Source organism: Niallia circulans (genome assembly GCF_007273535.1).
Classification (GTDB): Bacteria; Bacillota; Bacilli; order Bacillales; family Cytobacillaceae; genus Niallia; species Niallia circulans_B.
The window spans coordinates 482,552-506,440 of the sequence record NZ_RIBP01000004.1; the positions used below are offsets into that span (position 1 = coordinate 482,552).

The 23,889-nt window shown below is 40.0% G+C and carries 22 protein-coding genes; 6 read left to right on the forward strand and 16 right to left on the reverse strand.

Features of this window, described 5'->3' with window-relative positions:
• Positions 1 to 71: 71 nt before the first annotated feature.
• Positions 72 to 1,883, reverse strand: coding sequence for an oligoendopeptidase F (gene pepF, locus CEQ21_RS10340; protein WP_185764538.1), 1,812 nt, complete (start codon positions 1,881 to 1,883; stop codon positions 72 to 74).
• A gap of 192 nt (positions 1,884 to 2,075) precedes the next feature.
• Between pepF and CEQ21_RS10345 the strand changes: the two genes are divergently transcribed.
• On the forward strand, positions 2,076 to 3,236 hold the full coding sequence (locus tag CEQ21_RS10345) for an endonuclease (protein ID WP_185764539.1): 1,161 nt from the start codon (positions 2,076 to 2,078) through the stop codon (positions 3,234 to 3,236).
• Between the two features lie 38 nt (positions 3,237 to 3,274).
• Here CEQ21_RS10345 and sspO read toward each other — a convergent pair whose 3' ends face one another.
• From sspO to CEQ21_RS10365, 4 genes are all read right to left on the reverse strand, one after another.
• On the reverse strand, positions 3,275 to 3,409 hold the full coding sequence (gene sspO, locus CEQ21_RS10350; protein ID WP_185764540.1) for a small acid-soluble spore protein O: 135 nt from the start codon (positions 3,407 to 3,409) through the stop codon (positions 3,275 to 3,277).
• A 67-nt stretch (positions 3,410 to 3,476) separates the two neighbouring features.
• Positions 3,477 to 4,688 carry an MFS transporter gene (locus tag CEQ21_RS10355; RefSeq protein WP_185764541.1) on the reverse strand — a complete coding sequence of 404 codons (1,212 nt, stop codon included), beginning with the start codon at positions 4,686 to 4,688 and terminating at the stop codon, positions 3,477 to 3,479.
• 217 nt (positions 4,689 to 4,905) lie between these two features.
• On the reverse strand, positions 4,906 to 5,127 hold the full coding sequence (locus tag CEQ21_RS10360; protein ID WP_185764542.1) for a YdbC family protein: 222 nt from the start codon (positions 5,125 to 5,127) through the stop codon (positions 4,906 to 4,908).
• Positions 5,128 to 5,425: 298 nt separating this feature from the next.
• Positions 5,426 to 7,795, reverse strand: coding sequence for a polyprenyl synthetase family protein (locus CEQ21_RS10365; protein ID WP_185764543.1), 2,370 nt, complete (start codon positions 7,793 to 7,795; stop codon positions 5,426 to 5,428).
• A 263-nt stretch (positions 7,796 to 8,058) separates the two neighbouring features.
• Here CEQ21_RS10365 and CEQ21_RS10370 point away from each other — a divergent pair, with 263 nt between their 5' ends.
• Positions 8,059 to 9,459 (forward strand): MFS transporter, encoded by a 1,401-nt coding sequence (locus tag CEQ21_RS10370; RefSeq protein ID WP_235907235.1) that lies wholly within the window; start codon positions 8,059 to 8,061, stop codon positions 9,457 to 9,459.
• A 43-nt stretch (positions 9,460 to 9,502) separates the two neighbouring features.
• On the opposite strand, the gene CEQ21_RS10375 is transcribed toward CEQ21_RS10370, so the two are convergent.
• From CEQ21_RS10375 to CEQ21_RS10390, 4 genes are all read right to left on the reverse strand, one after another.
• A complete protein-coding gene (locus CEQ21_RS10375; RefSeq protein WP_185764544.1) occupies positions 9,503 to 9,778 on the reverse strand; it encodes a hypothetical protein in 276 nt (91 codons plus the stop codon).
• Between the two features lie 239 nt (positions 9,779 to 10,017).
• Positions 10,018 to 10,413, reverse strand: a complete 396-nt coding sequence (locus tag CEQ21_RS10380; protein ID WP_185764545.1) for a VOC family protein — start codon at positions 10,411 to 10,413, stop codon at positions 10,018 to 10,020.
• A 188-nt stretch (positions 10,414 to 10,601) separates the two neighbouring features.
• Entirely contained in the window at positions 10,602 to 11,057 is a 456-nt protein-coding gene (locus CEQ21_RS10385) for an AraC family transcriptional regulator (protein ID WP_185764546.1), read from the reverse strand.
• A 98-nt stretch (positions 11,058 to 11,155) separates the two neighbouring features.
• The gene (locus CEQ21_RS10390) at positions 11,156 to 11,929 is read right to left on the reverse strand and encodes a DeoR/GlpR family DNA-binding transcription regulator (protein WP_185764547.1); all 774 of its coding nucleotides are present in this window, start codon (positions 11,927 to 11,929) and stop codon (positions 11,156 to 11,158) included.
• A 173-nt stretch (positions 11,930 to 12,102) separates the two neighbouring features.
• On the opposite strand from CEQ21_RS10390, the gene CEQ21_RS10395 reads away from it, so the two are divergent.
• The 3 genes from CEQ21_RS10395 (at position 12,103) to CEQ21_RS10405 (ending at position 15,362) form a co-directional block, all read left to right on the forward strand.
• Complete coding sequence (locus CEQ21_RS10395; protein ID WP_185764548.1) at positions 12,103 to 13,332, forward strand: amidohydrolase; 1,230 nt, start codon at positions 12,103 to 12,105, stop codon at positions 13,330 to 13,332.
• 4 nt (positions 13,333 to 13,336) lie between these two features.
• The gene (locus CEQ21_RS10400) at positions 13,337 to 14,566 is read left to right on the forward strand and encodes an amidohydrolase family protein (protein WP_185764549.1); all 1,230 of its coding nucleotides are present in this window, start codon (positions 13,337 to 13,339) and stop codon (positions 14,564 to 14,566) included.
• A 61-nt stretch (positions 14,567 to 14,627) separates the two neighbouring features.
• On the forward strand, positions 14,628 to 15,362 hold the full coding sequence (locus CEQ21_RS10405) for an ankyrin repeat domain-containing protein (protein WP_185767219.1): 735 nt from the start codon (positions 14,628 to 14,630) through the stop codon (positions 15,360 to 15,362).
• Between the two features lie 93 nt (positions 15,363 to 15,455).
• On the opposite strand, the gene CEQ21_RS10410 is transcribed toward CEQ21_RS10405, so the two are convergent.
• From CEQ21_RS10410 to nirB, 5 genes are read right to left on the reverse strand one after another with little or no spacing between them, the layout of a single operon-like run.
• On the reverse strand, positions 15,456 to 16,256 hold the full coding sequence (locus tag CEQ21_RS10410) for a formate/nitrite transporter family protein (RefSeq protein ID WP_185764550.1): 801 nt from the start codon (positions 16,254 to 16,256) through the stop codon (positions 15,456 to 15,458).
• A 22-nt stretch (positions 16,257 to 16,278) separates the two neighbouring features.
• On the reverse strand, positions 16,279 to 17,004 hold the full coding sequence (locus CEQ21_RS10415) for a sirohydrochlorin chelatase (RefSeq protein ID WP_185764551.1): 726 nt from the start codon (positions 17,002 to 17,004) through the stop codon (positions 16,279 to 16,281).
• Positions 16,965 to 18,440, reverse strand: coding sequence for a uroporphyrinogen-III C-methyltransferase (gene cobA / locus CEQ21_RS10420; RefSeq protein ID WP_235907236.1), 1,476 nt, complete (start codon positions 18,438 to 18,440; stop codon positions 16,965 to 16,967). Before cobA ends, CEQ21_RS10415 begins: the two co-directional genes overlap by 40 nt.
• Positions 18,441 to 18,758: a nitrite reductase small subunit NirD gene (nirD, locus tag CEQ21_RS10425; RefSeq protein WP_185764552.1), complete on the reverse strand. Its 318-nt coding sequence runs from the start codon at positions 18,756 to 18,758 to the stop codon at positions 18,441 to 18,443. It abuts the gene before it with no gap.
• Positions 18,759 to 18,789: 31 nt separating this feature from the next.
• Positions 18,790 to 21,192 carry a nitrite reductase large subunit NirB gene (gene nirB / locus CEQ21_RS10430; protein ID WP_185764553.1) on the reverse strand — a complete coding sequence of 801 codons (2,403 nt, stop codon included), beginning with the start codon at positions 21,190 to 21,192 and terminating at the stop codon, positions 18,790 to 18,792.
• A gap of 418 nt (positions 21,193 to 21,610) precedes the next feature.
• Between nirB and CEQ21_RS10435 the strand changes: the two genes are divergently transcribed.
• The gene (locus CEQ21_RS10435; RefSeq protein WP_185764554.1) at positions 21,611 to 22,381 is read left to right on the forward strand and encodes an SDR family NAD(P)-dependent oxidoreductase; all 771 of its coding nucleotides are present in this window, start codon (positions 21,611 to 21,613) and stop codon (positions 22,379 to 22,381) included.
• A gap of 115 nt (positions 22,382 to 22,496) precedes the next feature.
• On the opposite strand, the gene CEQ21_RS10440 is transcribed toward CEQ21_RS10435, so the two are convergent.
• Positions 22,497 to 23,171, reverse strand: coding sequence for an HAD family hydrolase (locus CEQ21_RS10440; RefSeq protein WP_185764555.1), 675 nt, complete (start codon positions 23,169 to 23,171; stop codon positions 22,497 to 22,499).
• 36 nt (positions 23,172 to 23,207) lie between these two features.
• A complete protein-coding gene (locus tag CEQ21_RS10445; RefSeq protein WP_185764556.1) occupies positions 23,208 to 23,879 on the reverse strand; it encodes a transaldolase family protein in 672 nt (223 codons plus the stop codon).
• Between the last annotated feature and the right edge of the window lie 10 nt (positions 23,880 to 23,889).

The following is a 23,889-nucleotide window of genomic DNA, read 5'->3' on the forward strand; positions in this document are numbered from 1 at the left end:
TTCGCAGTATTGTGTCAATCAAATTTTTCATAAAAAACACCCTTGCGAAATTACAAGGATGTTTTTAAATATTAAGTAAAGCTTTTTTCTAATTCGTCTATTAAGCTGCCAACATAAGCAACTGCTTTGCTGATTGGTTTAGATGTAGACATATCAACATTTCCAAGCTTCATTAAATCAATCGGTTTTAATGTACCGCCTGCCTTCAGTGCCGAAAGCCAGCGGTCAACAGCAGGCTGTCCTTCTTCTTGAATCATTAAGGCAGCAGCAGTCGAGGCTGTCAGTCCTGCCGAATACGTATATGGATAAAGCCCCATATAATAATGCGGCTGCCGCATCCAAGTAAGGCCGGCTCCTTCATCCAGTTCCACACTGTCCCCCCAGAATGCTGCAAGAAGCTCAAGATTTTGTTCACATAACAGCTTTGCAGTTATCGGTGTGCCTTTTTCTGCAAGTGCATAAACTCGACGTTGCAGTTCACCCTCTAAAATATGTGTAACAAAGTTATGATAATACGTTCCCAATGATTGCAAAATAACCCACCGGCGCATTTGGTCATTATCCGATTTCTGCAAAATATGCTGACTTAAAAGCATTTCATTCATCGTAGAAGGTGCTTCAATGAAATATCTTGATGGACGTGTATTTGAAATCGACTGATTCCTGCCTGCCAGAACAAAATGACCTGCATGTCCGAGCTCATGAGCAAGTGTAAAGGCATTACGCATGGAATTATTCCATGTCATCATAATATACGGATGTGCCCCATATGGACTTGAACAAAAGGCTCCAGATCGTTTACCAAGATTGTCAGCTCTGTCGACCCAGCGATTTTCCAAGCCCTGTCTCATTATTTCTGCATATTCTGGTCCCATTATCTTAAGTGCTTCAAGCACAAGCTCTGATGCTTCATCATAAGAAATTTCCGGATTATAATCAGCATCTAATGGTGCTTTTAAATCACTGTAACAAAGTTGTTCAAGTCCAAGAACGCTCTTTTTCAACCTGGCATACCTTCTCATATGAGGAGCAAGCTCAGTTAAAATGGTATCGAGCTGATTATGATACATGTCATTAGTTACCTGCTGCTCAAATAGGAGCATTTCTGTTACAGACTTATACTTTCGTAATTTTGCTTCAACAACTTGCTTCTTCACTTCTGTCGCAAGTGTTCCTGCATATGTATTTTTGTACCTATCTAATGTTTCAATAAAGGCATCATAAGCCTTTCGCCTGATATCCGTATTTGGTGACTCTTCATACTTAGCGTATAAATTAAATGTTAAAGGATGAAGAGTCCCATCTGCTGTTGTAAAAGAGGAAAAGCTCATATCTGACGTTTTGCTGCGCTGGTAAATCATGTAAGGAGACTCATGGATCTCACTATATGCTGCTAAGACTTGCTCTGTCTCTGGGGAAAGCATATGTGCCTTTTCCGCGAATAAATCACTGAGCATCTTCGTGTAATCCTTTAGTCCACTTTCTTGCTCTAAAAATAAGCCTACTTTCTCCTCTGACATTGCAAGTATCTCTGAATCAATAAAGGACACACTGCTACGAACTGCAGCATACACGGAGGCTGCAATCGCATCATTTGCTTGATTAGCAGGGTCTGTCCCATCAGCAGACTGGTTTAAGCTTGCATACGTCATCACCCGGGCAACCCGCTCCTCCAACGAGTCTCGTTCAAGCAGACATTGCAGGAGGTTAATGGCACTGCTTCCAAGGCTCCCCTTATATTCCACAATCTTTTCTAAATCGAGTTCGATTGCACCAAGCTCCTTCTTCCATGCTTTCTCACAAGGAAACAATTCGGTTAAATCCCATGTTTCTTCAACTGAGACATCTTTCCTTGCCAGTGTTTTACTTTGCAGCTTATTCATTGTAAGGCTTCTCCCCTTTGTTTATATTTCGATATTCGAAACGAATAACTTCATTATATAAGAAAACTGCAAATTTTCAAATTATTAACTGAATAAACACAAAATATCATATTCTTTACACTTTTCTACAATTACCTCTAAATAACTATGTTATGTTAAAAGAGCAATATACTATATGAAACAGGGAGGTAAATGATGAAAAAAAGTGGAAAAATCTATTTTTTACTTTTCGTGATTTTTACTTTAGCAGTCTCGCTTTTCCCTGCAGCTTCAACAAAAGCTGCTACTTTGTCCGTTTCTGATGCAATTAGGATACAGAACGGATCAACTCAGACAGTAGAAGGATACATAGTCGGAAAGCCAGCTTCCGCTTCCTCCGTCCAAACTAGCAGCTTTTCTGACGATTATGCACTCGCTCTCGCAGACAACCCAACAGAAAAAAACACTGGCTCAATGCTATATGTGCAAATTCCCTCATCCTTTCGAGCGAGCTTTGGACTAAAATCAAATCCTAATTTGATTGGTACAAAAATTACAGTAACGGGAAGCACTGCAGCCTACTTCTCTCACCCTGGACTGAAAAATGCAACAGCAATGTCGACAAGCACTGCAGGTCCAACGCCAGTTCCAGATGAGCCTGAAGAAGATACAGCCCCCCCTTCCGGTAGCTATGAAGGCTATTATAACAGTGCCAGCGGTAAAACAGGCGCAAGCCTTAAAGCAGCTTTGCATGAAATAATCGATGATCATACAAAACTTTCCTACAGTGCTGTTTGGGATGCACTTCGCCATACAGACGAGGACCCAAATAACAGCAATAATGTCATATTGCTATATACAGGCAGATCGCAAAGCAAAACCTCCAACGGCGGTGGTGTCGATCAATGGAACAGGGAGCATGTTTGGGCGAAATCTCACGGCGACTTTGGAACATCAATCGGAGCAGGCACTGACTTGCACCATTTGCGCCCAACGGATGTGTCTGTCAATTCAGCACGTGGAAACAAGGACTTCGATGATGGCGGAACTGCCCAGAAGGAAGCACCAGACACTTTCGCTGACAGCGACTCATGGGAGCCGCGTGACGAGGTCAAAGGTGACATTGCCCGCATGATTTTTTATATGGCTGTGCGCTATGAAGGTGACAGCGGCGAATTAGATTTAGAAGTATCAGAAAAAGTAAGTAATGGTTCTGCTCCATTACACGGAAAACTATCAACGTTAAAACGCTGGAATGAGCTTGACCCTGTCGATGACTTTGAACGAAACAGAAATGAAGTCATCTTCACAGATTACCAGCATAACCGAAATCCGTTTATTGACCACCCTGAATGGGTTGAAGCAATCTGGTAAAAAAAGAAAACGGGCCTGCAAGCAGCAGGCCCGTTTTGTTATTGACGTTTTTTCGTTTTCTTGTTATTTTTCTTTTCTGCTTCTGACAATGGTTCATTCGCGAATTCATGGTCATAGGCATTTGATAAATTTCCTTTTACGCCTTCTTGCTTACCATTCTTTTTTGTTGTCATTTATAACACCTCCAGAGCATAGTGTACGTAACAATTTTTATTATTATGTACCAACACTCTTATCATGCTATTGCTTTCCGTGCATAACTTTTTTGAATACCATCTGCTTTAAACGGTCATCCTTCTGATAAGCAATTGCTGATGCAGCAAGCAGCAGCACGCCTGTGAGAATAAACACACTATATGCTGGGAAGATACCGCCTAAGAATCCGCCAAGCATCGGTCCAATCATTCCGCCAATCTGGTTGGCAGTTTGGTTCAGGCCAAACGCTCTGCCGCGAAAATCCTCTGTCGTCGCTTTAACTACAAGCCCGTTCAATGCCGGGAAGACAGCACAGAAGAAAATTCCGAATACAAACCGCGTAATGGAGAAGCCCCATATGTTTTGGAAGATGATTTGCGAGAAAGTCCCTAACCCGCCGCCAAGCAGACCGATAAACAATATTCTGTTAAAGCCGATCTTATCTGCCATCTTCCCCCAATACGGTGCAAACAGCACACTTGCTATTCCAGGGAGGGAGAAAACAACCCCTGCAAGTAACGATGCATTGGCAGTTGTACCACCTAAATTAACAATGTACAGTGGCAGAATTGGTTCAATCGACAGAATGGAACAAGAGGTAACAATTGTCAGTACCATAACGAGCATCAGCGGACGGTTTGACCATGCAATTTTAATGTCGTTTTTAACAGACCCCTTTTCCTTGCTCGGTTTAAAGTTCTCCTCTTTTACAAAGAAGATAATTAAAAACGTTGCCAGAAAAACAATAAAACCAGCACTGGCAAATGCCATTCTGTTGCCTACCAGCTCAGCCATAACTCCGCCAAGCAAAGGCCCAACGATTCCCCCAGTAGCACTTGCTGTGGCAATCATTGATAGTGCATACCCTACTCTTTCTGTCGGCGTATTTGTTCCAACTAAAGCAATTGCACCAGGAATAAAGCCTGACAGCAGCCCTTGCAAAATTCTTAAAATAAGCAGCTCATAAGGATTAGTAACAAATGCAGCCAATGTGTAGATAATAAACAAAGCAAAGCCTGCCCTCACTATCATTGGCTTTCTGCCATATTTATCAGCAATTCTCCCCCAAAACGGCGAGGAAAGCGCTCCAGCAAAAAACGCAGAACTGAATAGGATTCCTGCCCATAGTTCTGTATGCTCATGGACATCGATTTCCAGCAGGAAAATCGGCAAAAACGGAATGACCATATAAAAGCTCGCTGCCGTAAAAAAAACACCAACCCACAACACAAGTAAATTTCGCTTCCACCTTAGCATGCCGTTCGCGCTCCTAAGCTCATCATATTACAGTCAATGAGTAGTTTTAATATTCTCAATAATAACACATCTGAAGATTATTTTCATTCCCGAAATTTCTGTTTTCCGAAGAAAAGGCGGCTGTAACGGTTATTGTATTTAGGTTTTGATGTTTTTTAACAATTTTGTGAAAAAATAAAAATGTACAGTGATGGCTGTACATTTTCAAAGTTTTATTTTATAGACTTGTGTCATTTAAAGCTTTTTTCAGTTTCACAACCTCATCCAAATCAAGAGTTACTCCTTTACCCATTTTTTCATGATTTGGAGCCCAGTCACGGATGTCATACTTAGGTTCACGGCCATTCCAGCTGATTAAGTTCAGTTCCTTTGTCCATCCTTTTGCTGATTCGGAAAGAACCATAATATGTTCAGTAATTTCGAATTTAATCTCTGCCACATTATTACCTCCTAATTGTACTTAAAGAAAAATGATATTCTCATTCTATTATATATTTTTTTGCTTCTTTTAAGCAGCATAACGGCATACTCTATCTATTTTTCTTGGATATTTTTTGGAACATATACAAAATAATCGTAAGCTGGCTCAATCTAGCTAACGACTAGAGACATCTTGCAATCAAGTTCTTACTGGTGAGTGCATTTTTTTGCTCTGCACATGTTCAAATAGGTTACAAACCTTATCAATCAATTCAAACAAAAAAATGCTCCTCCTTAAAGAAGAGCATTTCTTTATGTTATCGATCCCTATTCACAAAATAATCGAGCAAATGCTTTAAGAAGGCTGGGTTGCGTGGTGCTTGCTCCAGTGTCTCAGCAGCGAGACAATAATGCTCCCACATCGCCATTTTCGCTCCGTCTATTCCAAGGATTGACACAAAAGTGGTTTGGTTGTTATCTGCATCAATGCCAGCCTGCTTTCCAAGCTGACTTGTATCTCCTTCTACATCAAGCAAATCATCCTTAATTTGAAAAGCAATCCCGGCATGATAGGAAAACTTCTTCCAAATGTCATTTTCCACTTCATCTGCCTTTGCAAGAATGGCAGGCATCATTAAACAAACCTCAAATGCCATTCCCGTCTTATAGAAGCTCTTCCTGTTCAGCTCTTCAAGCGTTAAGATTTTGCCCTTAGAGTCCAGATCCATTGCCTGACCTTTACACATATCTGCAGTCCTTTTGGAGGAGTACTCAATTAAACGCAGCACAGTTTTTGCGTCAAAGGTGCTAAGAGATGTCTGCTCCTCTACTGCCTTTTGCGTCAGAAAAAGGCCAGTCAATTCAGCAACTGCAATGTTAGTAACTTGATGTAATGTCTGTCGGCCTCTGCGTATATTGGCGTTATCCTGTGATGGCAGGTCATCAAAAATCAAAGAGGCTGTGTGCATATATTCCAATGAACGCAGCAGCGGTAAGATTTCTTTGCCGTCCAACCCATAGCCATGTACACCCATAAACCATGTCATAATTGGTCTTAATCGTTTGCCATCACCATGCAAACTGTAGTTCGCTCCATCAGTGAGCGGTTCTTCAAACGGACTATTTTCCAAACGTTCTATTGTCATCGCACTGTTAATCTGGCTGCGTACTGTTTTAACTTGTTCAAAAAACTGTTCCTGCTCTGCTTTGTCATTTTGGAGGGCTCCAACCATATGATCTCTAAGGAGCTTATCAAAGAAATCAACATCATCCGCCCTTTTGACCATTTTTTGAATGTTACGATTAAACTCTGGCATAGCAGATGCAAACAACTCCATTGTTTGGTTATACTTTTCTGTTCCCCATTTCTTCTTAAAACGCTTCAAACCGTTAATTGCGCGGTCCAATATGACCTCACACGTCTTCCTGTCTGAATTATAAACATTATGAATTAAGTGGGATATAACTGTCCAATACAGTTCATAAGGATTTATCAGATCCTGGCGTGTGCCATGATGCTTCATATAATACGTATAAGGAGTTACCGCTCCATCCTGCCAATCATCAAACATATCAGCAAAATCATCTGCAAGCTGGTTATATATTCCGTAGAAAAAAGATCTGCTCTCAAAGCCTTCCTCAAGCTGTGCACTTATAACAGATCGAACGATTAAGCGGGAAGAGGATGACTTTAAAATGACCGGGATAAACAAGTCTTCATTTGTGTATTTTCTATTAGAGAGATTCTTTTGCCGATCAACTTCTTGGGAATGAAAAAACACATAAGCCTGCTCTAAAAACGGCTTAATCATTTCCTCCCGCTGGTTTGCCTTTATATATTCAAATGCTTCTCGCAGCTCAGCATGAATATAGAAGATTAATTCAGCATTATCTCCAAGCCACTCTCCTAATTCAGGAACATTTCCCGTTGTAAGTGCCGTTCGAATTAAATGCGAGTACTGTTTTTCTTCTTCTGAAGACAGGATTTTGGCGTCAAAGAGGTCATCAATGAACGGGTATGTCAATCCATAAGAATAGCCAAGCCTTATCGCTTCACTTAGCTTTTGCGAGCGAAGAGCAGACTCTGTTCCGTCCTCTAAATCATCCAAAACATGCATGATAACACCAGCAATAATTTTGATAAGCTTGCGCTGGGCGTTAGCTGCATCCATTCCTGCTGGAATATTAGCGGAAACTGACTTCAGCTTATCCATCAGCCAAACCATCGTCGGTTCGATACCTTCCTTCTCCGCAAACCGATACAAGCCTGCCATGCTGAAAATCCCGATTTTGTCTTTATTCTTACCAGTCAAATGCTTTTTCAAGCTCTCAACAGAGCTTCTAATCCCAGCAAGTGTTTCTGGTGAATCTAATGATTTCCCTAAATCTCTCATATAAAGATAAGAAACACTGCGATCCAAATAATTATCAAGTTTGCCTGTTTGATTCAACCAGTGGATATAGTGCTGATATCCCGTCGGAACCTCCTTACCCTTTCGCCGGGAAAAAAGCGAGAAAATAGAAGGAGGTTGAATATGGTTATGCTTCCACTCAGCAAAATCCTTTGTGAGAATCGGGATAAAAGTCTTTTCTGTCACCTGTCCATAAAGCTCTTGGAAATATTGGGACGCCTTCTGCTCTTGCTTAGAAAAGCACGCATCAGGATTTATTGTAAACTGCTTATTCATACAGTAAAGTACCTCAACTCTTTTCATTTACTATCTATATAAATATAGTACTAGAAAAACAGGTTTATAACCAGAAAGGAGCCATTCCATAAATACCAGTCTTATCTTAACTAAAAAGAAAACGCTTTTATATCCAAAGTATGTAAATTATCTATTTGCTATAGCTTTTCGTTATAACCAATTATCCAAATTAACAGTTACTCTATACCAGCATTGCCATGCTATTATACAAACACAATCAAACATAGCAAGGAGAACAAATAATGACAACAAAATCAACAACGATTAAAGCGCGGAGCATTAACCCGTCTGCTGTAATTGCGGCAAGCAAGTTCAATCGGTTTCATTTATTAGTTTATTTATGGTGTGTGTACGCAATTGCATTTGACGGCTTTGATATTGCCATGTACGGTGTAGGCTTGCCGTTAATGATGGAGGATTTTAAGCTAACATCTGTTGAAGCAGGAGCTGTTGGGAGCTATACACTTGTCGGGATGATGCTCGGTTCCTTTATCCTCGGCCCTGTCGCAGACATTATCGGCCGCAAAAAGGTATTAGCAATCTGTATGTTCCTGTTCAGTGTTTTCACACTTGGCTCAGGTCTGGCACCGACAGTCACTATCTTTACAATTATGCGTTTTATCGCATCAATCGGAATGGGCGGTTTAATGCCGAATGTTATCGCCATGATGACCGACTATTCACCTAAGAAAAATAGAGCATTAATCGTAGCGACAATGTATTGCGGTTATTCTGTCGGCGGAATCTTTGCTTCACTGCTTGGCATGTACTTGTTGGAGGATTTCGGCTGGAGAATTCTATATTGGCTTGGCATTCTGCCATTATTCACATTGCCAATCTTTTTGAAGAAGTTCCCTGAATCAATTTCCTATTACACAGTGCGCAAGCAAAAGGATAAAATAGCGAATATCATGAACCAAATAGACCCAAGTGGCAATTATAAAGAAACAGATGAGTATGTATTTGCAACAGGAAAAGAAGCTGAAAGTGGCGCACCACTTAAAAAACTATTCTCAAACGGACGTGCTATCAGTACTTTCGCTTTCTGGATTTTCGTTGTCTGCAGTCTTCTAATGGTTTCTGGCTTGAACACATGGCTGCCAAAAATCATGCAAGAATCAGGCTATGGCTTAACATCCGCCCTTTCGTTCACACTTGTATTGAGTGTCGGCCAAATTATCGGATCGTTGCTTGGCGGCTATCTCGTTGATAAAATCGGACATCGAAATGTTCTTGTTTCCATGCTGCTGATTGGCGCAGTTTGCTTCGTCGCACTAAGCCTAACATCAAATGCATTGCTGCTTTATGTTTTAATCGCATTAGGAGGAGCCTGCACAGGTGGTACACAAAACTTGGCAAACCCTTATATCTCTGAGTTTTATCCGAAAGAAATCCGCTCTACAGGAGTCGGCATTACAGTTGGATTTGGACGAATTGGTTCCATACTTGCTCCAATTATTATCGGCTTGTTGCTTGCCACAAACCTTGAACCAAAAAGCGCCTTTATGGCCTTTGCGATTCCGAGTATTCTTGGAGGAGCAGTCCTGCTGCTAGTTCGAGAAAAGTATGGCAGCTTCGACCGCCTTGGTCCAACGCGAGATAATATTGTGTTGAAGGTAACAGATGAGGTTGGAAGCAGATAAGTTTATGAAGGAGGCAACGACATCGTTCGTTGCCTTTTTTGTTTTAAATACTTTTTAATAAAGAAGAAGATATTTTTGAAAAAAGGAAAAATACGAAGGCACCAAGCAAACCAAAGAAAACAATTCCAGAGAAAGTAAATAGACTGGACATCTCTGACGAGTTATTATACATTTCACCAAGCTCTAGCGAGAGGAAATGGAGTTTGTATGAAGCATGTATATTCAGCAGCAGTAAAATAAGCGACACTACTAAAATAATAACTACATAACCTAAACCACAAATGAAAAACCCATTGCTTACTATCTTTATATTTCCCACCCTTTTATTACTCCTCCTATGTTTTCTTCATTTGCAGCTCCGTTCTACCGATATAAATTTCCTAGCTAAGTCTACTCGTTATTTCTTGTTAATTTTACTATTTAAACACCATTCAACATGTACCATTTCTGAAAAGTAAAAACCCACAAATGACACTCCAGCTATTCCAAATAAAAAACTCCACAAAGCAAATAAAGTTTCCTCTATCTACCTTAATGGAGTTGTAATGCTTATGATAATTATTTCGCATTTTTATCTGGCTGGTGAATCCCAAAAATATTGCCCTCTGGATCCTTATAATAACCTTGCCAAGCCATTCCAGGCAGCGCATATTTCGGCAATGCGACTGTCCCGCCATTTTCCAATATTTTCGCTTCACTTTGATCGTAATTTTCTACTCCCATCGTACAAGCAAATCCATTCAATGCTTGGGTAGCCTCAGGAGCTGGGCCTTGTCTTTGCATTAATGCCCCGTTTATCCCCAACTCTTCCTCTTTACCTGTTACAGCTCCAAAGTAAGGCATTCCGGCATATTCCGTCCAATCCTGAAATGTCCAGCCGAATACCTCTCCATAAAACTTCTTTGCCCGATCCATGTCACTAACATGAATCTCGAAATGTACTAATCTTCCCATGTTTACCTCCAAGGTTTATAGAATTATTGTTTGCCATTATTAGATTCCGTTTTACTGTCGTGTTTTCCTATATAGGATGGACAATTTTCAGAAAAATAATTCCACTGTAAAAGAGAAAACCCCAATAAATCTTATTGGGGCAGAGTTCTTATATTATCCAGATGAACAAACTCATACATCCATAACCATTACTTAACCGGGACACATAGCTCACAATAATGCCTCTCAACAAGCTCCATGCTGTACCGCTCCAACACAGGTCTCGTTTTATCAAGCTTAAACTCCAATGCAACCAATGCTAGAAATACTTCATCCCATGCCCTTTTAACAGCTTCTGCTGTGTGGGTTATTTTGAAGACAGCGTATTTCCCTCCGCTCATACCCCTTAGCTTTACTTCCTTATCTTCTGTAATAAAACCTTGAGGAACAATTAAGCAAACGTCGTATCGGCAAGCTTCCGGTGCTGTCAATAAGGGATTATCTTGGGCAATACCGAAAATACTAGATTTTTGCTCCAGCAGGTTATTAGCATCAAGCCAACCTTTGAATTTCTCCATTAATCGTCGATTCTCAGGACCATATGAGCCTATTTGTCTCATATAGATGACTGTGCAAGACGGCATTATCTCTATATTAGGTTTCATCTTTTCTTTCCTTTCCATTAAAGTACATCGATGTCTGAACACATCGTATAATGTACTAAAATGGAAAACAACTGGAATTTTAATAAAGTTTTATATTTTTACACTCCGAGCTCATTTATAACAGAAATTACTTGGATATTGTGCTTTTCTAGTATTTCAAGTATATTTTCCGGCACTTCCTTTTCCGTAATAACGATATCAATGTCTTCTAAACCGCATACTTTTTGGAAAAAGGTTTTATTAAACTTCGTAGAATCTACAAGGACAATAACTGTATCAGAACTTCTTACCATTTCACGGTTTAGCAGGCCTTCTTCCTCAATGGACGTAGATAGACCCGTTTCAGATATACCGCAGGTTCCAATAAAGCATTTGTTTACTTTATAATCTTGGATATCTTTAATTGCCCGAGAACCATATATGGCGCGATGATTTTTAGAAACCGTCCCGCCTAAAAGATTAATGCGGATATTTTCTTTTCCTAATAATTCATTCGCAACATCCATCGAATTGGTTACAATATGATGGTTCTGGCTAGATAAATATTTTGTTAAGGCCAAAACTGTTGTTGATGCATCTAAAATAAGATGATCTCCTTCACGAATCAAGGACGCTGCCAGTTTGCCAATCTCATTTTTTGCTGCTAATGCCATTTCAGCACGCTCATCAAAATTATAAACCTCATTGTGTAAATGCGCTCGTTTTGCTCCGCCTCGTATTCTTATCACTCTTTTTGTTTCTTCCAGAAGAATTAAATCTCTTCTCGCTGTATCTTTTGATACATGATTCAACTCACAGATTGTGTCTATATCAACTCTCTCATTTACTTGTAAATATTGGACAATTGCCTCAAGTCTTTCATCCTGTAACATTCCTTCACCTCATTCCTTATATTATAAGTTTTTTTAAGTATTCTTGCAAAATAATGAGTTATTTTAAGTTTTTCTGCTTGAATATGCATTTTTAGTTCGTTATGATTACTGTAAACAGCTATGTTTAACTTATTTTGCCTTAATACTTATTAAAATAGAAAGTGGTGAGCATCATGTCTTCATCCTACTGGCTAACGAATGTTTGCTTAGAAAAGGGATTCCGCTACGACAATGGCGCAGTTATTGGAACGGAAACAGAAAACTGTCATCTGCTTGTGGAAAATGGCAAAATCGGCAATATCATCTCTGCTGAAACATTGCCCGATGACCAGTTACCAAAAAAGGATGTTCATAACTTATTGGCCTTGCCATCCTTCACAGAAAAACATGTTCATTTAGACAAGACAATTCTCGGAGACAAATGGCGGGCAGTAACTCCTGTAGCGAGCATTTTTGAGCGATTTGAAATCGAAAAAAGAGTACTTCCCTCTCTCTCCACTACAACAAAGGAACGAGCAAAAGCACTGATTGAAGTACTGCTACAAGCAGGTTCCACACATATTCGCACACATGTTGATATCTATCAAGAAGCTGGACTCGATAACTTCTTTGCAGTTCAAGAAGCACTTGCAGACTATGAAGGAAAATTATCCTCTGAAATTGTCGCTTTTCCCCAGCATGGGTTGCTTCGGAATAACTGCGCAGATTTAGTAAGAAATGCTGTTCGTAACGGCGCTAGTTTAGTAGGCGGTGTCGATCCTGCTAATGTGGACGGAAATATGGAGCAATCATTACAGCAAATGATGGATATTGCCACTGAAGGCAACGCTGATATTGACCTGCATCTGCACGATCCAGGCAAGCTTGGAATAGCAACGATAAGAAGGCTGGCAAAACTGACAGAAGAGGCTGGCTGGCAAGGAAGAGTCGCAGTCAGCCACGCATTTGCATTGGCTGACATGAATGGTGGCGAAGCGGATGAAATCGCACAGATGCTATCAGAGCTTGGTATTTCAATTATCACTAGTGTTCCGATTGGCAGAACGATTCCGCCCGTCAGCTTCCTTCATGACAAAGGAGTACAGATTGCAGTTGCTTGTGACAATATTTTCGACTCATGGTCACCGTTTGGAAATGGAGATATTTTAGAGCGGGCCAGCCGGTTAGCTGAACTTACAGGCAGATCAACAGAACAAAAGCTTGCCGAAACACTTGGGTTTATTACTGGGGGTATTACACCGTTAAATAAACAAGGACAGCAGGTTTGGCCAAAAGTCGGTGATGATGCGAGCATTGTCTTTACAGAAGCAAGCTGCTCTGCTGAAGCAATTGCGAGAAGAGCAAACCGCCCTGCCGTTATGTATCGCGGAAAACTAGTATCAGGTGAATTTACGAAAGGATGATAGCATGACATATTCTTCTTATTGGCTGACAAATGTCCGGTTAGAAACTGGATATCAGTACGACAATGAAACCATTACAGGCACAAACACAGCGATTTTCCATCTTCTCGTTGAAAATGGGAAATTCGCCAAAATTATTCCTCAAGAAACTGCAATTAGTGATGAAGTAATTAAATATGATGCACAAAAATGGCTGTTGCTGCCAACCTTTAAGGATATGCATATTCACCTTGATAAAACCTATTATGGCGGACCATGGAAAGCCGTTACACCAGCGAAAAGCATCTTTGATCGCTTTGCAGAGGAAAAAGAACTGCTGCCGCAATTATTGCCGACTGCCAAAGAAAGAGCAGAGAAAATCTTAAATTTACTGATTGGGTTCGGTTCCACACATGTCCGCACCCACGTTAACATTGACCCTGTAGTAGGACTGAAAAATTTAGAAGCTACACTCGATGCACTGCAAACATTCTCGGGAAAGATTTCACATGAAATTGTCGCATTCCCGCAGCATGGCTTACTTCATTCTGGGGTTGAGAATCTTGTCAGAGAAGCCTTAAAACACGGTGCAACACATGTCGGCGGAGTTGATCCCCATACAGTCGATGGAAATATCGAAAAGTCATTAAATACGATAATTGAAATGGCTGTTGCTACTAATTCCGAGGTTGATATCCATATACATGATAGAGACCATTTAGGATTGTTTACGATGAATAGATTGGCAGATTTAACGGAACAGGCGAATCTGCATAACAAAGTAACGGTTAGCCATGCATTTGGATTTGCTGGTATTCCAGATTCAAAAGCTGCTGAATTGGCAGCACGGTTTGCTCAGCTTGGAATTGACATTACTTCAACAGTCCCAATCGGAAATATCATCATGCCTATTCCCCTACTTAAGGAGAAAGGTGTTCAAGTATCACTTGGTACAGACAGCCTAACTGACCATTGGTCCCCTTTTGGCAACGGTGATAATTTAGAAAAGGCAGGCCGTCTGGCAGAACTTTATGGATATGTTGATGAATGGTCTTTATCACAATCACTTAAGTTTATTACTGGTGGAAAAACACCATTGGATAAGCAAGGCAAACAAGTATGGCCAGCTGTTGGAGACGATGCTGATATGAATCTCGTTAAGGCGTCATGCAGTGCTGAAGCAGTAGCAAGACGGGCAACTAGAGAGGCTGTTTTTTATAAAGGGACATTATTATCTGGTTCGCTCTCCCATTAATAGCATATTCTTAAGAAATGGAGGCTAAGTCTATTTGAAGAAACTATTAAGCATATTATTAATGGCCATCATTTTAGCTGGTTGTCAAAAAGCGCCTGCACAACAGAATAATCAATCAGAGCCTGAACATACAAAGGCGAATGATTCAGAAGAACCAGTGCCTAGTCTTAAAACGGAGGCTGAAGAACCAATGACTACACAAGAAAAAGAGCAGTTTTTTCAAGCAGTCGAGATTGGTAATATCTCAGAAATTACAAGCTTTATAGAAGACGGTGCTGATATTAACAGCGTAGACCAAGAAGGCCGGACTGCAGCAATGCTTGCCACTTACAATAATGACCCTGAAACAGTAAAGCTGCTAATTAATAATGGGGCTGACGTTAATATTCAAGACAATATGAAAAACAACCCCTTTCTGTACGCTGGGGCAGAGGGTTATTTAGAAATCGTGAAGCTCACAATAAACGCTGGAGCAGACCCTAAGCTGTTAAATAGATTTGGCGGTACAGCATTAATACCAGCCTCTGAGCACGGTTATGTTTATGTTGTCAAAGAGCTTCTCGAACAAACCGATATTGATGTTAATCATGTCAATGATCTTGGCTGGACCGCTATATTAGAAGCTGTAGTGCTTGGGAACGGCGGGAAACACCAACAGGATACACTCCAATTATTAATAACCCACGGTGCTGATGTTAACATCCCCGACTCAAACGGAGTTACTCCCCTGCAGCACGCAAAGAAGCTAGGGTATAAAAAGATAAGCGATATACTTTTAGATGCAGGCGCAAACTAACGTAACTATGGAAAAGAGACCAGTTTCAACTGGTCTCTTTTCCATAGTCAGTGTAATCACCATAAAATGTGAAATTATTCACAAAATAGTCCGTTATGCTTCTCTCTTAAAAGACTTAACAACTGCTTGTGTCTTTTCTGAAATATTATACCAATATGCTGCACCAACAAAAACTGCGCCGCCGATAATATTGCCAATTGTCACTGGCAGTAAATTAGCAAACATTCCACCAATAGACACTGTTTCAGGATGTGGAATGATTAAAGCAATAGACATTAGAGTCATATTTGCGACGCTGTGTTCAAATCCAGAAGTGATAAATGCAAAGAGACACCAGAATATCATGATTAATTTGGCTGTTTCATCCTTTAGCTTAACGGAGCTCCATACAGCTAAACAAACTAAGATGTTACAGAGAATACCGCGAATAAGCAACTCTATAAAAGGAGCACTCATCTTCGCTTCTGCTCCATGTGTAATAAAATCGGCTACTCCGCCAACAGCTAAACCAGAATAACTGAATAATAATGCCACAAGGATAGAGCCTATAAAGTTGCCTAAATAGCTAAATCCCCAAACCTTCCCAGTATCCTTCCACGTTACTTTGTTTTCGAGCATGCCTATCGTCATCACCATATTATTGCCAGTGAAAAGGTCTGCTCCCGCCATAATTACTAAGCTCAACGCAATTCCAAAGGAGATACCCATAATAATTTTTGTACCGGCAAAATCGGCAGGTGTGAGCATTCCGCCGATTGTAAAAATAAGAATAATCCCTAAGCCAACAAAAAAGCCAGCAAGCATTGCACCAACTAAATACTTACTTTTGTTCGTATTAAGCGCATTAATCTTCGTTAATGCAGTGTTACTAAAAGTTGTAATAACATCCTTCATTTTAATCACTCCTTTTATTGCTTTAATTAGTTCGTTCGGCCATTAATTGCTCTCTCATTCTTTCTAACAATACTTCCTTCAGCAATGAATCGTATTGTAAAGGCTGACAAAGAATGACCTCATCCCGACTGTTCGCAACTGCACTTTCCATCCTTTTTAACAGCGTACCTGTAAATAATAAATATGGCATTATATATATTTTGCTGTATTCTTGCTGGAGTTTATAAAGCTCATTAGCGAATGCCGGCTTCCCCGCAGTTAAAAAGGCTGTATATACTGGTGAATCTAGTCTTTGATAAACATGATTGCTTATTTCCATCAGCTTTAATATTGGTTCAGGGTCACTGCTGCCTCTGCCGACAATTAAGATAGTCCCTTCATTGTCAGTTCGTTTTTCCGCTATGCGCTTAATTACTAAATCTATCATCTTTGGGTGAAGATCAAATGGCTTGGAAATATAAAAGCTTACGTCTGGAAATTCCGCTTTTATAAGGGCCAACTCTTCTGGAATATCTCTTTTAAAATGTGCTGCAGCAAATAATAAATTAGGGACAACTAAAATTCGCTTTGCACCTGCTTTTATTACTTTTTTGATTGTTTCATAGATTGTCGGTGAAGCAAGCTCCAAAAATGCAATTTCTTGAACTGGTATGTTTACTTCCTTTTTCACTTCTTCGATAAAATTTATAAACTGGTTATTCCCTTCAGCTATAAGGCTGCCATGTCCAATGTATACAACTGCATCCATTCGTGATCACGCATCCATTCTTTTTTATCTAGTTCCTGCTGTACCTGTTCATCTATTCGTCTAAATCCCATTTGCAAAGCATATTTTTTTACAGATGGACCCATCGCAGCAAATGACATTTCTTTTGGATCTCTATCGCTGTACTTAGTCCATTCTTGTAAAAAGACATCGATTGACTGCTTATTTGGAAAAACAACTGTTTCCCAATTATCCTCTGTTAATAATCGCTCATTTATCTCATGATAGCGGGTATCTATTTCGGTAGTATGACTTGGAAAAACATGCAGATTATCTGAGAATGTGCTTTCTGTTAATAGCCTTCTATCGCCAATTAAGACTGCACTGCTTTTGTCAAATCCTGCCCTTGCACCTCGCAGCCCTCTTTTTTCAAGCTCCTGACGGGTTTTATCAGACAGATATTCTAACCGTCTAGGAAAATCCCGAATATCATATCCCGCCTTAAAAAGCTGGGAAAATACAATATCTACTCCTGCTGACGATGCAAAAATTACTCTGTCTGTATTCATTATCAGCTGTAATTCCTCATTCGTATAAGAATGAGGAATTGTCATTAAAGCAGGAAATGCATATGCCTCAGCACCATTACTTGTGAAAAATTTTTCCAGAGAACTTTCCGCAGATGAGCTTTTGGCAACAAGCAGTTTTCTTTGATAAAACGGCTTTTTCTCAAACCACGCAATAGAGGACCGTAACTTGACCACGTCTCCAACTATCGTTAAAGCAGGATTCTTAATTTCTGCTGCTGTTATTTTCTCTACGATTGTACTTAATGTCCCCTCTACCACCCGCTGTTTTCCTAATGTTCCCCATTCAATAACAGCTGCCATTGTGTCATGAGAATACCCTTGTGCTTTTAACTGCTTGCAGATTGTCGGCAAGCCTTGAACGCCCATATAATAAGCAAGTGTTTCTCCTGTTGCTTCCTGCTTAGGCTCACAAGCTAGTTCTTCATTTTTTTTACATTTATGACCAGTTCTAATAGTGAAACTAGTACTATAATCGCGATGGGTGACTGGAATACCTGCATAGCTGCTTGCGGCAATGCTTGATGTGATTCCAGGAACTATTTCAAACGGTATATTATATGCTGCTATCGCTTCTGCTTCTTCGCCAACTCTTCCAAAAACAGACGGATCACCGCCTTTTAACCTAACTACATATTTGCCCTTTAATGACTCGGTAATTAAGGTCTGATTAATTTTCTCTTGTCGCATAATATGGTTATTAGGCAGCTTTCCACAATATATAAAAGCACACTCATTTTTGGTATAGCGCAGTAATCGCGGATTAGCGAGACGGTCGTATAATACAACATCCGCTTTTCTTAAGCACTCCATCCCTTTATCCGTCATTAATCCAATATCTCCAGGTCCAGCTCCAACAAATGCTACATACCCCTTGTTTGTATCCATCATTTACACCATCACATAAATATCGTCGTCTTTTACTTCTATCTTGTATACTTCTACACAGCCATTGTCTGGTTTTTGGACAAGTCCAGTAACAAGAGAAATCTTCCAGTCATAAAGCGGGCAGAAGACATACTCTCCAGAGACAATCCCTTCTGCCAATGGACCATTTTTATACGGGCTGCGGTTCTCTATCGCTCTGACCTCTCCATTGGAAAGATGAAATAAAGCGATTGATTTTCCTTTTATTTGAACTTCTTTGCCGATTTGTTGCGGCAGTTCAGATTTCTTCATGATTTTCGTCCATTCTTTTGTTGCAGTCATCCTTTTTCCCCCTCCAGTATAATCGAGAAGATTATCCTTTAATCACTTCAAACATATCTCGTTTCTTTTGGTCGCTCAGTACAGAAGACCATGCTTCTTCGTATGTTGCTCTTGCTTTATCAAAGCTAGCTACAAGCTTACTAACATTTTCTTCATTCAATAGTGTTTCTTTAACAACCGCCGCGCCTGTGCGTTCGACCCAAGGAGCTGTTCTTTCCCCATAAGTTGCATTTTCACGGTAATATTGCACATATGCTTTTGCCATTGTTATGACTTCTTCTTCCGTTGTTACAGTTATTAAGCTGTCACATTCACGAACTTCCGTACCGCCATTTCCGCCAAAATACAGTTGATAGCCATTTTCTACACAAACAACGCCAAAGTCCTTTGTTAGCACTTCTGCACAGTTCCGCGGACAGCCTGTAACACCCATTTTCATTTTATGCGGCGTATCCACCATCTCAATTGCTTGCTCTAATTTAATGCCAAGTCCAAGAGAATCCTGTGTACCAAATCGGCAAAATGCTGAACCGACACATGATTTTACGTTGCGCAGTGATTTAGAATAGGCATAACCAGACCGCATTCCTAAATCCTCCCAAACATGCGGCACATCCTCTTTCTTAACACCATATAAGCCAATCCGGCTGGCACCTGTGATTTTTACTAATGGAACATTGTACTTCTTCGCTGCTTCTCCCAATTTAATTAAATCTTCTGCAGTTGTTGTTCCACCATACATACGAGGAACAACCGAAAATGTCCCGTCATTTTGGATATTCCCTTCCATCTTCTCATTTACAAATCTTGATGCTTTGTCATCTTCATACTCTTCTGGGAACAGCATGCGCATATAATAGTTCAAGGCCGGACGACATTTTGAGCAGCCTTCAGCACTTGCAAAATCAAGGACGATACGAACTTCCTTCGGTGATCTCATTTGCTTTTCTTTTATTTGTGCGACAACCTCGTCACGAGTAAGTGATGTACAGCTGCACATGCCTGTTTTTTGCAGTGAAGCATCAAAGCTGTCACCAAGTGTGTGTGCAAGGATGCTTTCGACCATTGGTTTACATTTACCGCAAGACCCGCCGGCTTTTGTACAGCCCTTCACTTCTTCAAAGGTTGTCAGTCCTTGCTCAAGGATAGAGTGGACAATCGTCCCCTTTGTAACACCATTACAGCCGCACACCGTATCTTCTGCACTCATGCTTGCAACTAAATCCTCTTCTCCGTCCTGACCCGCCTTGCTCAAGACAGACGAACTTGTATACTCACTTATATCAGCTTGTTTTTTCAGCATATTAAACAAACGGTTTCCGTCAGTGGCATCGCCGTAAAGGACAACCCCAACAATTTTGTTATCTGTCACCAGGATTTTTTTGTATAATTTTGAAAACTGGTCATGGACTATTATTGCCTGTGTATTTTCATCCTCATGAATTTTCCCGCCCGAGAACAGATCACAGCCTGCAACCTTCAGCTGAGTTGAAAGCACACTTCCTTGATAGCCCTTGCCCTTACCTCTTGTAATATGATCAGCAAGAGCAATTCCCTGCTCATAAAGCGGAGCAACCAAACCGTAAGCAACACCATTATGCTCTGCACATTCTCCGACTGCGTAAATAGATGGATCTGATGTGAGCATATAATCATTCACCACAATACCTCGATTCACTTCCAAGCAAGCATCTCTCGCAATCGCAACATTCGGACGAATTCCGACAGCCATCACAACAAGGTCACATTCTACAGATGTACCGTCTGTGAACTTTAAGCCTTGAACACGTTTCTCCCCATAAATCTCAGCAGTCTGCTTTTCCATTAAAAATTTCATGCCCTGTGCTTCTAAATCCTTCTTAAGAAGCTCTGCTGCTGCAGCATCGAGCTGCATCTCCATTAATGATGGCAATAAATGAACAACATGCACGTCCATGCCACGGTCAATTAACCCTCTTGCAGCTTCAAGTCCTAACAACCCGCCGCCGATGACAACAGCCTTTTTATAGTTTTGAGCTGCTTCCATCATCATCTCTGTATCCGCAATTGTTCGAAAACCAATAACACCGTCTAAATCACTTCCAGGTACGGGCAGAATAAAGGCACTCGATCCTGTCGCAATAATCAGCTCATCATATGCAAGGATTTGCTGTTTATCTGTGATTACTTCCTTCTTGTCCTTATTAATGCGAACAACCTTTTCCCCAGTTAATAGATTAATATGATTGTCCTTATACCATTCATAATCGTTTATATTAATATCATTTATAGTCGTTTTCCCCTGTAAAACATTGGATAACATAATGCGATTATAGTTTGGGTATGGTTCATCCCCAATAATCGTTATTTCAAAAGTATCCGCATTTCGTTTCAATATTTCTTCAATTGTTCGAACTCCTGCCATCCCGTTTCCAATTAGAACTAATTTCTTCATTGTCTTCCCCCTCCAAGGTTGGGCTAGAAAAGCGTTTCATGTGAATTGTTTCACATGACCAATCAATAAGATTCTTACGGCAATAACTTTATCTGTACGTATGCTTATAGCCATAAGTTTAGTAAAAGAAGTGGTAAAAATACCTCTTTTATACATTCATTATATCTTCTTTACCGAGCAAACAAGTCTTGGAAATTCGACGATTTTATGACAACTAATATCTTGCTCTGATGTAGACTAAATAGCCAAACCCAATCTCTCTAAAAAAAGCTGTACATCTGTTGATATCAAGCGTTTTATTAGAAATTCATCATCAAAGTGACTTATAATAATAACGAAGGCCAAAATTCACAAAATTGCCATAAATTAAATTATACCTAATTGAAAGCGTTAACAAATTAATGAGGAGGTTTTAAAATTGAAGAGATTAGATAACAAAGTAGCCATTATTACAGGAGGAGCAGGAGGTATTGGAAAAGAATCTGCAAAACGCTTTTTAGAAGAAGGCGCAAAGGTTGTTTTAGTAGATTTATTTCAAGACTCACTTGATCAGACAAAAGCCGAATTAGACAAATTAGGCGAGGTTATCACCATTCAAGCTGACGTATCCCAAGAAGAAGATGTAAAAAATTATGTGGACAAAACCGTCGAGAAGTTCGGAAAAATCGATGTTTTCTTCAACAATGCAGGAATTGAAGGAAAAGTCGCTCCAATAACAGAACAAAAAGTAGAAGATCTAGACAAGGTACTTGCCGTCAATGTACGCGGCGTATTCCTAGGACTAAAACACGTACTAGCTGTTATGAAAGAACAGGGATATGGCAGTGTCATTAATACCTCTTCTGTTGCCGGACTTAGCGGCAGCCCGAATGTAACACCATATATCGCATCAAAACACGCAGTCGTCGGCCTAACAAAAGCAACCGCAGTCGAAGTTGCTCCATACAAAGTGCGCGTCAATTCCATTCACCCATCACCAGTCAACACAAGAATGATGCGTTCCTTAGAAGAAGGCTTTGCACCAGGACAAGCTGAAGCAGCAAAAGCAGACATGGAAAAATCAATTCCATTAGGAAGATACGGAGAATCAGAAGACATTTCTAATCTGGTTCTATTCCTTGGATCTGATGAAAGTTCATTTATTACAGGAGTACAGTACCGTGTTGATGGCGGTATGGGTGCTTTGTGATTTAATTAAAAAAGTCAGTTCTTCTTTTGGAAGGACTGACCAATATACGCCCATTCAAATTTTAGGAAAAAATCAGACACAACACCGCAAGTGTTGTGTCTTTTTAGATAAATTTTCACTTCTCAAGCAACTTAACAGATTTCTCAATACTGTCTATCACTTCTTCAAGTGATTTATCTGCCATACTCGCTAATTTCAGATGATAATTCTCAAATGGAAGATGCTCTGTAATTTTATTAGGAACTATCACACAATTCAATCCCGCTGCAAGTGCCGCTTTAGAGCCATTAGCTGAATCTTCAAAAGCTATTGCTTCACGCGGATTAACTCCTAAAAGCTCCACTACATTTTCGTAAAGCTCTGGATCTGGCTTAACTTTTTTGACATTATCTCTTGTTTGAATGACATCGAAGTAATGTAAAATATTCAGTTTAATTAAAAAATGTTCTACCCATTCTCTATAGGAGCTTGATGCCAAGCCAATCTTTAATCCTTGTGCTTTAGCAGCTTTCAAGTAGTCCTCTATCCCATCCCGTGCAATGGGCTTATTCAATTTAGCCTTATGCATAACAGCTGATTTTTCGATGATTTCGTCTCTCGTTAAAAGTCCGTTCGATTGGCTTAAGATGAAATTATAAAGGCTGCTAGAGTCCGTACCAATATGGACAGCATATTCATTTATAGGCAGATTACCTGGGTTCATTTCTAAAATATCACAAAAACTTTCATATAAAGCGTATTCTGTATCAACTGTTAACCCGTCAAAATCAAAAACAATTGCTTTTATCATCTGCTAACCTTCTTTCTACTTTAATGCAGCTTTAACTTAGTCCAAAAGGCTGTTACTTCCGTATAATCCATACCACTCTTTACTAAATGTTTCTACATTCTCTTTAATAGATGGCACTTTAAGAAATGCTTCAATAATGTCTGGAGAAGCTGTAACTCCTTGTGCCCCCGCTAGGCAAACCTCTAGTACTTGTTGGGTGTTTTTAAAGCTTGCCGCTAATACTTCACAATTAAAATTAGACTTCGCAAATATTTCTACTATATCTTTAACTACTTGGATACCATTTCCTGACAAATTGTCAATTCGATTCACGTATGGCGCTACATAGCTTGCACCTGCTTTTGCCGCCAAGTATGCATTCATAGGTGTATAAACAGTTGTAGCTAATGTCCGAATTCCCATTCTGCTCAATAATTTAATTGCTTTTAAACCTTCGCTTGTAACAGGAATCTTGATTACTATATTCCCTTGTAATGAATCCTGTATATACTTCGCTTCTTCCACTATGTTTTCTGCCATGTCAGCAATTGCTTGCACAAAAAGCACCTTTTCCGTGCCTATACTGCTTTGTATATCCTTTAGTAAAGGTAAATAGGGTTTTCCTTCTTTAACGATAATACTTGGATTAGTGGTCACTCCGTCTATTGAATAATAGTCACTAAGCAATTGAATTTTGTTGACGTTTGCAGAATCAATGAATAGTTTCATATTTTCACTC

Bases quoted from the DNA above. Each gene is read 5' to 3' on its own strand.
- pepF (WP_185764538.1), bottom strand. From the start codon at position 1,883: ATGAATAAGCTGCAAAGTAAAACACTGGCAAGGAAAGATGTCTCAGTT.
- CEQ21_RS10345 (WP_185764539.1), top strand. From the start codon at position 2,076: ATGATGAAAAAAAGTGGAAAAATCTATTTTTTACTTTTCGTGATTTTT.
- sspO (WP_185764540.1), bottom strand. From the start codon at position 3,409: ATGACAACAAAAAAGAATGGTAAGCAAGAAGGCGTAAAAGGAAATTTA.
- CEQ21_RS10355 (WP_185764541.1), bottom strand. From the start codon at position 4,688: ATGCTAAGGTGGAAGCGAAATTTACTTGTGTTGTGGGTTGGTGTTTTT.
- CEQ21_RS10365 (WP_185764543.1), bottom strand. From the start codon at position 7,795: ATGAATAAGCAGTTTACAATAAATCCTGATGCGTGCTTTTCTAAGCAA.
- CEQ21_RS10370 (WP_235907235.1), top strand. From the start codon at position 8,059: ATGACAACAAAATCAACAACGATTAAAGCGCGGAGCATTAACCCGTCT.
- CEQ21_RS10380 (WP_185764545.1), bottom strand. From the start codon at position 10,413: ATGGGAAGATTAGTACATTTCGAGATTCATGTTAGTGACATGGATCGG.
- CEQ21_RS10385 (WP_185764546.1), bottom strand. From the start codon at position 11,057: ATGAAACCTAATATAGAGATAATGCCGTCTTGCACAGTCATCTATATG.
- CEQ21_RS10390 (WP_185764547.1), bottom strand. From the start codon at position 11,929: ATGTTACAGGATGAAAGACTTGAGGCAATTGTCCAATATTTACAAGTA.
- CEQ21_RS10395 (WP_185764548.1), top strand. From the start codon at position 12,103: ATGTCTTCATCCTACTGGCTAACGAATGTTTGCTTAGAAAAGGGATTC.
- CEQ21_RS10400 (WP_185764549.1), top strand. From the start codon at position 13,337: ATGACATATTCTTCTTATTGGCTGACAAATGTCCGGTTAGAAACTGGA.
- CEQ21_RS10405 (WP_185767219.1), top strand. From the start codon at position 14,628: ATGGCCATCATTTTAGCTGGTTGTCAAAAAGCGCCTGCACAACAGAAT.
- CEQ21_RS10410 (WP_185764550.1), bottom strand. From the start codon at position 16,256: ATGAAGGATGTTATTACAACTTTTAGTAACACTGCATTAACGAAGATT.
- CEQ21_RS10415 (WP_185764551.1), bottom strand. From the start codon at position 17,004: ATGGATGCAGTTGTATACATTGGACATGGCAGCCTTATAGCTGAAGGG.
- cobA (WP_235907236.1), bottom strand. From the start codon at position 18,440: ATGATGGATACAAACAAGGGGTATGTAGCATTTGTTGGAGCTGGACCT.
- nirD (WP_185764552.1), bottom strand. From the start codon at position 18,758: ATGACTGCAACAAAAGAATGGACGAAAATCATGAAGAAATCTGAACTG.
- nirB (WP_185764553.1), bottom strand. From the start codon at position 21,192: ATGAAGAAATTAGTTCTAATTGGAAACGGGATGGCAGGAGTTCGAACA.
- CEQ21_RS10440 (WP_185764555.1), bottom strand. From the start codon at position 23,171: ATGATAAAAGCAATTGTTTTTGATTTTGACGGGTTAACAGTTGATACA.
- CEQ21_RS10445 (WP_185764556.1), bottom strand. From the start codon at position 23,879: ATGAAACTATTCATTGATTCTGCAAACGTCAACAAAATTCAATTGCTT.